Source organism: Trebonia sp., from assembly GCF_030042015.1.
Lineage (GTDB): Bacteria > Actinomycetota > Actinomycetes > Streptosporangiales > Streptosporangiaceae > Trebonia.
The window spans coordinates 1-7,399 of sequence record NZ_JASIAL010000323.1; the positions used below are offsets into that span (position 1 = coordinate 1).

9 protein-coding genes are annotated in these 7,399 nt (G+C 71.2%); 2 read left to right on the top strand and 7 right to left on the bottom strand.

Annotated features, from left to right (window positions below):
• The 6 genes from Q1N79_RS17210 to Q1N79_RS17235 form a co-directional block, all read right to left on the bottom strand.
• Window positions 1-175 (bottom strand): DUF255 domain-containing protein (locus tag Q1N79_RS17210; RefSeq protein ID WP_300610104.1); only part of this gene is annotated, 175 nt, incomplete at its 3' end.
• A 66-nt stretch (window positions 176-241) separates the two neighbouring features.
• A complete protein-coding gene (locus Q1N79_RS17215; protein ID WP_300610097.1) occupies window positions 242-523 on the bottom strand; it encodes a hypothetical protein in 282 nt (93 codons plus the stop codon).
• Entirely contained in the window at window positions 520-1,302 is a 783-nt protein-coding gene (locus tag Q1N79_RS17220; protein WP_300610098.1) for a metal ABC transporter permease, read from the bottom strand. The genes Q1N79_RS17215 and Q1N79_RS17220 overlap by 4 nt, the downstream gene beginning before the upstream one ends.
• The gene (locus tag Q1N79_RS17225) at window positions 1,287-2,180 is read right to left on the bottom strand and encodes a metal ABC transporter permease (protein WP_300610099.1); all 894 of its coding nucleotides are present in this window, start codon (window positions 2,178-2,180) and stop codon (window positions 1,287-1,289) included. Before Q1N79_RS17225 ends, Q1N79_RS17220 begins: the two co-directional genes overlap by 16 nt.
• An 11-nt stretch (window positions 2,181-2,191) precedes the next feature.
• Window positions 2,192-2,965: a metal ABC transporter ATP-binding protein gene (locus tag Q1N79_RS17230; RefSeq protein ID WP_300610100.1), complete on the bottom strand. Its 774-nt coding sequence runs from the start codon at window positions 2,963-2,965 to the stop codon at window positions 2,192-2,194.
• Window positions 2,966-2,998: 33 nt separating this feature from the next.
• Window positions 2,999-3,943, bottom strand: a complete 945-nt coding sequence (locus Q1N79_RS17235; protein WP_300610101.1) for a zinc ABC transporter substrate-binding protein — start codon at window positions 3,941-3,943, stop codon at window positions 2,999-3,001.
• A gap of 222 nt (window positions 3,944-4,165) precedes the next feature.
• Between Q1N79_RS17235 and Q1N79_RS17240 the strand changes: the two genes are divergently transcribed.
• Window positions 4,166-4,576, top strand: coding sequence for a Fur family transcriptional regulator (locus tag Q1N79_RS17240; RefSeq protein WP_300610102.1), 411 nt, complete (start codon window positions 4,166-4,168; stop codon window positions 4,574-4,576).
• A gap of 88 nt (window positions 4,577-4,664) precedes the next feature.
• On the opposite strand, the gene lon is transcribed toward Q1N79_RS17240, so the two are convergent.
• Window positions 4,665-7,079, bottom strand: coding sequence for an endopeptidase La (lon, locus tag Q1N79_RS17245; protein WP_300610103.1), 2,415 nt, complete (start codon window positions 7,077-7,079; stop codon window positions 4,665-4,667).
• 159 nt (window positions 7,080-7,238) lie between these two features.
• Here lon and Q1N79_RS30700 point away from each other — a divergent pair.
• Window positions 7,239-7,399 (top strand): TOPRIM nucleotidyl transferase/hydrolase domain-containing protein (locus Q1N79_RS30700; protein WP_367185085.1); only part of this gene is annotated, 161 nt, incomplete at its 3' end.

Below are 7,399 nucleotides of genomic sequence, written 5' to 3' on the forward strand. Positions count from 1 at the left end.
ACTCGTGTGCCATCACGTGACACCAGTGGCACGCCGCGTACCCGACCGACAGCAGCACGGGCACGTCCCGCCGCCGTGCTTCCGTGAACGCCTCCTCGCCCCACGGCCACCAGTCGACCGGGTTGTCGGCATGCTGCAGCAGGTACGGGCTTGTCGCCGCCTTCAGCCGGTTCATGGCACCATTCTCGCGCCAGGGACTCGCGGTCGTCCCATCCGCATGACCCCATAAGGCACGGACTGGCTAGCCCGACGGGCTCGGCGATGGCCGCGGGAGGTTGCCCTGGGCGCCATTCCGCCGGCAGGTAAGCGTGTAGCCGCGCACCACGACCGTCAGCTGGTTCGCGGCCACGCTGGCCGCGGCGCGCGCCGGCGTGTCGAAGGAGCCGACCGCGCTCTGCGCGAGCAGGATGATCGGGTCGCGGCCGGCGTACCCGGCCAGCGACACGGCCACGTTGCTGGTGACGAATCCGCCGCCGGTCACCCGGTAAGTTCCGAGCGTCACGGACCGGAAGCGGCGGGTCATGCCCTTATTCTGGCCGCCTTGCTGATCAGGAAGAAGACCGCGCCTGCGACGCCGACGAAGAAGCCCAGCGGCCAGTTGGTGCGGTAGGAGAGCACGATGGAGGCCCACACGGTGGCCAGCGCGATCGCCACCGACAGGGCCATGGCCACTCCGGGGCGGGCGGTGACGGCGCGGGCGGCGGCCGCCGGGCCGATCATCAGGCTGAACATCAGCAGCGCGCCCACGACCGGGATCGTCATGGACGTCGCGAGCGCCATCACGACCAGGAAGTACACCTCCGTCTTCCTGGTCGACACGCCGCGGGCGTCGGCGACCTCGGGCAGCGTGGAGGTCAGCATGAGCCGCCGGAACGCCAGCCCGATCGCCGCGGCGGCGACCAGGCCCAGCCCCGCGATCGGCAGCACCTCGCCGCGGCTGACCCCGAACACCTCACCGAACAGCAGCGAGTACGTCTCCTCGGCGTATTCGGTGCTCACGCTGACGAACAGCGCGCCCAGGCCGAGCATCAGCACGAGCGCGAGCGCGGTGACCACGTCGTGCCTGGCCTTGCGGCCGAGGCCGCCGATGCCGAGGGCGCCGCCGACCGCGAACACCGCCAGCCCCCAGATCACGTTGATGCCGAGCAGGCTGGCGCCGGCCGCGCCGGCGAACGCCCCGTTCGGGATCGCGTGCGCGGCGAACGTCGAACCGCGCAGCACCGCGAAGAAGCCGGTCATCCCCGCGATGACCGCCACGATGCTGGCCGTGATCCAGGTGTTCATCATCAGGCTGGAGAACATTCGGCCCCCTCGTGCGGTGAGCGCGGAGCCAGGCGGCGGGGCCTTCGCACATAGCTGAGCAGGTATCCGGCCACCACGAGCACGACCACGAAGAAGCTCACCGGCCAGCCGTGGCCGTAGGGCGGCCAGTAATAGGAGTCGTAGGCGAGGATCACGCCGAGCCAGGTGGCGGCCACCCCGGTGATCGCGGAGACCGCCAGGGCGCGGACGGGGCTTTTCGTCACCCGCAGCGCGGTCGCGGCCGGCCCGATCAGCAGCGCGGTCGACAGCACGGCGCCGATGGCGACGGCGGACAGCGACACCGAGATGGCCAGCGCGATCAGGTACGCCACGCCGACGAGGCGGACGTTGACCCCGCGCGCGCTGGCCAGGTCCGGGGACAGCGCGCTGAGCAGCAGCATCCGGGCGAGCACGGTGATCGCGACAACCGCGACCACGCCGGACGCGATCAGCGCGGGAACCGTGTCCGGGCTGATCACGAACATGGAACCGAACAGGATCGTGAACGAGGCGCCCGTCGTCGATGACTGCTGCGTGTCCAGGTAAAGGAACAGCGCCGCCGCGCCGAGCGCGGCGCCGAGCACCACGCCGGTGGCGACGTCCCTGCCGCGGCGGCGCTGCACGCCGATCGCCTCCATCAGGGCGGCGGCGGCGACCCCGGCGGCAAGGAACCCCCAGAACTGATTCAGGCCGACGAGGAACGCGCCGGACCCGCCGGTGGTGGAGACGTCGGCAAGCGAGTGCCCGGCGAAGCTCTGGCCGCGGATGACCGTGAACACGCCGATCACCCCCGACGCGACGGCCACGATGCCGCCGATCAGCAGGGCGGTCCGGACCGGGCCGGAGGCCAGCAGGCCGGGCTCGAATAGGTAGTGCATGACCGTGCCCCCTATTCGCCCGCCAGCACGAGGACCCGGTTGTGCACCCGGACCACGTCCACGTGGTGGCCGTACAGCCTGGTGAGCCCCTCGGAGGTGACCACCTCGTCGGTGCTGCCGGTCGCCACCCGCCCGCTGGCGACGTACACGATCCGGTCCATCACGGCGAGCAGGGGGTTCATGTCGTGCGCGGACAGCAGCACGGAGATCTCGAGCTCGCGGGCCAGCGTGGCGAGCAGCGCGACGATCTCCTGCTCGCTCTTCAGGTCCAGGTTCGCCAGCGGCTCGTCGAGCAGCAGCAGGCGCGGCCGGCTGATCAGCGCGTGCGCGATCAGCACCCGCTGCTGCTCGCCGCCGGACAGCTCGCCGACCCGGGCGTCGGCGAACATCTCCGCGCCGACATCGCGCAGGGTCCTGGCGACAAGCTCCCGGCGCTGCCGGGACGGGAAGCTGAACCCGAGCCGGTGGCCGTCCAGGCCGAGCGAGACCACGTCCCTGGCCCGCAGCGGCATGTCCGGGTCGATGACGAGCTTTTGCGGCACGTAGCCCAGGCTGCTGCTGTGGTGCGCCTGGCGCGGCTCGCCGTCGATGAGCACCTGGCCGCCTGACGGTTCCTGCAGGCCGAGGATCACGCGCAGCAGCGTGGTCTTGCCGGCGCCGTTGGGGCCGATCAGGCCGGTGAACTCGCCCTTGCCGATCGTGAACGTGACGTCGCTGAGCACCTGACGGCCCCCGAGCCGGACGCCGATGCCGTCGAGCTTGAGCAGGTCAGCCTGTCCGGTCACGCGCTGGGTTACTTCCTGCGCCATCACAGTCCCTCACAAGTGCTCGGTCGAGATCTTGTCCGCGACCGCCTTGCGCAGGTCCTGCACCTCGGTCAGCATCCAGCTCTGGTAGTCGTATCCGGGCACCGGCATCGTCTCGTAGACGCCGACCACCGGGATGTCGTTCTGCTGTGCCAGCGTAATAAGCGATTCGGTCAGCGGGTCGGTCACCTGCTGGTTGTACAGGAACACCTTGACCTTGTGCCCGGTGAACAGGCTCCGCTCGATGGCCACGTCCTGCGGCGACGGGTCCACGCCGTTCATGATGTCGGCCTGGAACGTCCATGGCGTCATGTTGTCCGCGCCCACCGCTTCCAGCATGTAGTCGGCGACCGGCTCGGTCGTCGCGACGGGGGTACCGGGGTAGGCGGCCTTGAAGCTCGCGATCGCGCTGGTCCAGGCCGCCAGGCTGGCGATGAACGACTTCGCGTTGGCCTGGTAGTACGCCTGATGTGACGGGTCGAGCGCGGACAGGTCGGCGGCGATCGCGTCCGCCACCTTCGGCATCGTGCCCGGGGAGTACCACAGGTGCGGGTTCGGCGTGCCGTCCGGCAGGCCAAGCAGCTGCTGCACGTCGATGACCTTGCGGGCCGAGTTCGGCGAGGCGCTCTCGATCGTGTTCATGAACGTGTCGTAGCCGACCCCGTTCTGCACGATGAGCTGCGCGGCACTGACCTCCCTGGCGACGGCCGGGCTTGCCTCGAACGTGTGCGGGTCCGTGTTCGGGTTGCTCATGATGGCGCTGACCTGGACGTACTGGCCGCCGATCTGCTGGATCACGTTGGCGTACTCGTTCTCGGCGCCGATCGCGACGATCTTGCCTGGCGAGCTGGCGCCGCTCGCCGCGCTCGAGCAGGCCGCGACCGACGTGGCCGCGACGGCCGCGACGGCCGCCAGCAGCAGGGCCATCGTCGGGCGCTTTCCGGCGAAGCTCCACATGCTCACTCCTCAAGGCTTCCTGATCCCGGCCGGGCCCCGGTGCCGCCGCGCGGCCGCCGTCCCGATTCGCTTGTAATGATAATCGTTTCTATTATCAGTAAGCAACCGGTTCGCGGCGATCCGCGGCATCCGATGCCGCCCGGCGTCCGCCGCCGGGCGGCATCGGGCGGCGCTCAATGCGCTTAATGGCGATCGAGGGAAAGGCCGGCTACCTTGCGAGGTGTGACAGTGGAGAAGCCGCGTGGCACCAGAGTGCGCGGGACCAGGCAGGCGTCGGCCGTCGCGACCGCGCTGGCCAGCCTCCCCGGCTTCTGCAGCGCCCAGGACATCCACGCCGAGCTTCGCCGCCGCGGCGAGACCGTCGGGCTGACCACCGTGTACCGGCACCTGCAGGTCCTCAGCGAGCAGGGCGCGGTCGACACGATCCGCGACCCGTCCGGGGAGACGCTGTACCGGCAGTGCGGGTCCACCGGCCACCACCACCATCTCACCTGCCGGGTGTGCGGGCGCAGCGTCGAGGTCGAGGGCCGCGTCGTCGAGCAGTGGGCGGAGAAGGTGGCCGCCGAGGCCGGCTTCACCTCGGTCGACCACACGGTCGAGCTGTTCGGCCTCTGCCCTGACCACGCCGCCTGAACGGGGCGCGGGCCTGCGGAGCCCGCGCAAACGACAGCGGCCCGGGCGGTGACAACCGCCCGGGCCGCTTCGGCGAACAGGCCCCGCCTTACGCCGCGACCGGCGCCACCGCGCCGCTGGTCGCCGGCTCAAGCGCCAGCGCCAGCACCTCGCGGACGTCGCTGACCGTGTGCACGTCCAGCTTGGCGAGCACCTCGGCCGGAACGTCGTCCAGGTCGGGCTCGTTGCGCTGGGGAATGAGCACGGTGGTCACCCCGGCCCGGTGCGCGGCGAGCAGCTTCTGCTTCACCCCGCCGATCGGCAGCACCCGCCCGGTCAGCGACACCTCGCCGGTCATCGCCACGTCGGAGCGCACCGGCCGGCCGGACAGCAGCGACGCCAGCGCCGTCGTCATCGTGACGCCGGCCGACGGTCCGTCCTTCGGCACCGCGCCGGCGGGCACGTGCACGTGCACGCCGCGGTCCTTCAGGTCACCGACAGGAAGTTCCAGCTCCGCGCCGTGCGAGCGCAGGTACGACAGCGCGATCTGGGCCGACTCCTTCATCACGTCGCCGAGCTGCCCGGTGAGCGTGACGCCCGCGGCCCCGGTCTCCGGGTCGGCCAGCGACGCCTCGATGTAGAGCACGTCCCCGCCCGCGCCCGTGACCGCGAGCCCGGTCGCGACGCCGGGGACCGCCGTCCGCCTGGAGTCGGCGGTCAGGCTGGTCTCCGGGGTGAACCGGGGCCGGCCCAGGTAGTCGCGCAGGTTCGCGACCCCGACCACGATCGGCAGGGTGCCGGGCGTCAGCGCCTCCGCGGCCGCGACCTTGCGCAGCACCCGGGCGATCGACCGCTCCAGGGAGCGGACGCCGGCCTCCCGGGTGTACTCCGCGGCGATCAGCCGCAGCGCCTCGTCGTCGACGCTGACCTCCTCCGCCGACATGCCGGCCTTGGACAGCTGCCGCGGCAGCAGGTGGTCCCGCGCGATCGCGACCTTCTCGTCCTCGGTGTACCCGTCGAGCTGGACCAGCTCCATCCGGTCGAGCAGCGGCCCGGGGATGCCCTCGAGCATGTTCGCCGTGGCCAGGAACACCACGTCGGACAGGTCGAGGTCGACCTCCAGGTAGTGGTCCCTGAACGTGTGGTTCTGCGCCGGGTCGAGCACCTCGAGCAGCCCGGCCGCCGGGTCGCCCCGGTAGTCCGAGCCGATCTTGTCCACCTCGTCGAGGAGCAGCACGGGGTTCATCGTGCCGGCCTCGCGGACGGCGCGGACGATCCGGCCGGGCAGCGCCCCGACGTAGGTACGCCGGTGGCCGCGTATCTCGGCCTCGTCCCTGATGCCGCCAAGGGAGACCCGGACGAACTTGCGCCCCATCGCGCGCGCCACGGACTCGCCAAGCGACGTCTTGCCGACGCCGGGCGGCCCGACCAGCGCGAGCACCGCGCCGGAGCGGCGCCCGCCGATCACGCCGAGGCCCCGGTCGGAACGCCGCTTGCGCACGGCCAGGTACTCGATGATCCGGTCCTTGACGTCGTCCAGCCCGGTGTGGTCCTCGTCGAGGATCCGCCGCGCGCCCGCGATGTCGTAGGAGTCCTCGGTCCGCTCGTTCCACGGGATGTCGAGGATCGTGTCGAGCCAGGTCCGGATCCATCCGGTCTCCGGCGAGGAGTCCGGGGTCCGCTCGAGCTTGTCCACTTCCTTCAGCGCGGCATCGCGCACGTTTTCCGGCAGGTTGGCGGCCTCGACGCGCGCCCGGTAGTCGTCCTCCTCGGTGCCCGCGCCGCCGCCGGTGAGCTCGTTGAGCTCCTTGCGCACCGCGGCGAGCTGCTGACGCAGCAGGAACTCCTTCTGCTGCTTTTCCATGCCCTCGGTGACGTCCTTGCGGATGGACTCCGCGACGTCGAGTTCGGCCAGGTGCTCGCGGGTCCAGCGGATTGCCAGCTCAAGCCGCTGCACCAGGTCGGCCGTCTCGAGCAGCGTGAGCTTCTGCTCGGCGGTCAGGTAGCTGGCGTAGCCGGCCCGGTCGGCGATCGCCGACGGGTCGTCGAGCTGCTGCATCATGTCCACGACCTGCCACGCGCCGCGCGTCTGCAGCGAGGCGATCACCAGGGACTTGTACTCCTTGGCAAGCTCGGCGGCCCGGTCGCCCTGCCCGGTTTCGGCCATGAGGGTGCCCTCGACCCACAACGCCGCGCCCGGCCCGGTCGTTCCTGATCCGATCCGGACACGGGAAACGCCGCGCAGCACCGCGCCTGCCTGCCCGCCAGGCAGCCGCCCCACTTGCTCGATGACGGCCAGCGTCCCGACGGCGGCGAGCCCGCGGTCGGCGAGCCTCGGCACGAGCAGCACCCGCGCCTTCTCCTCGGCATGGACGCCTGGTCCCCGCCCGAGTCCGGTGCTGTTGCGCGCGGCCTCGATGGCGCCGCGGATCTCGGTGTCGGAAAGCTCGATGGGGACCACCATGCCCGGCAGCACCACTTCGTCGTCAAGCGGCAGCACCGGCAGCGTGAGCGTTTCGCTCATCAGCCCCTCCTAAGGTTGAGTCAATCAGACTCAAGAAAAAAGAGCCTCATAACATTCCCGGTGCTGTCCGCCTACAGCGATCGGCCCGGTCGAGGCGGCGCCGGCCCCCGGCCGCCAAAACCAGTGGCGGCGGCCCCGGGGTACGCGCACAGTGGGCATGTGCCACGCGACGGCTTCGATGAGCGGGCGGCGGCGAAGGCGGCAGGCGCCCGCGCCGTCGTCCTGGTCGAGGGGGTCAGCGACCAGATCGCGGTTGCGGCGGTGGCCGCCCGCCGCGGGCGGGACCTCGGCGCGGACGGCATCGCGGTCGTGCCGGCCGG

Bases quoted from the DNA above. Each gene is read 5' to 3' on its own strand.
- lon (WP_300610103.1), bottom strand. From the start codon at position 7,079: ATGAGCGAAACGCTCACGCTGCCGGTGCTGCCGCTTGACGACGAAGTG.
- Q1N79_RS17220 (WP_300610098.1), bottom strand. From the start codon at position 1,302: ATGTTCTCCAGCCTGATGATGAACACCTGGATCACGGCCAGCATCGTG.
- Q1N79_RS17225 (WP_300610099.1), bottom strand. From the start codon at position 2,180: ATGCACTACCTATTCGAGCCCGGCCTGCTGGCCTCCGGCCCGGTCCGG.
- Q1N79_RS17215 (WP_300610097.1), bottom strand. From the start codon at position 523: ATGACCCGCCGCTTCCGGTCCGTGACGCTCGGAACTTACCGGGTGACC.
- Q1N79_RS17235 (WP_300610101.1), bottom strand. From the start codon at position 3,943: ATGTGGAGCTTCGCCGGAAAGCGCCCGACGATGGCCCTGCTGCTGGCG.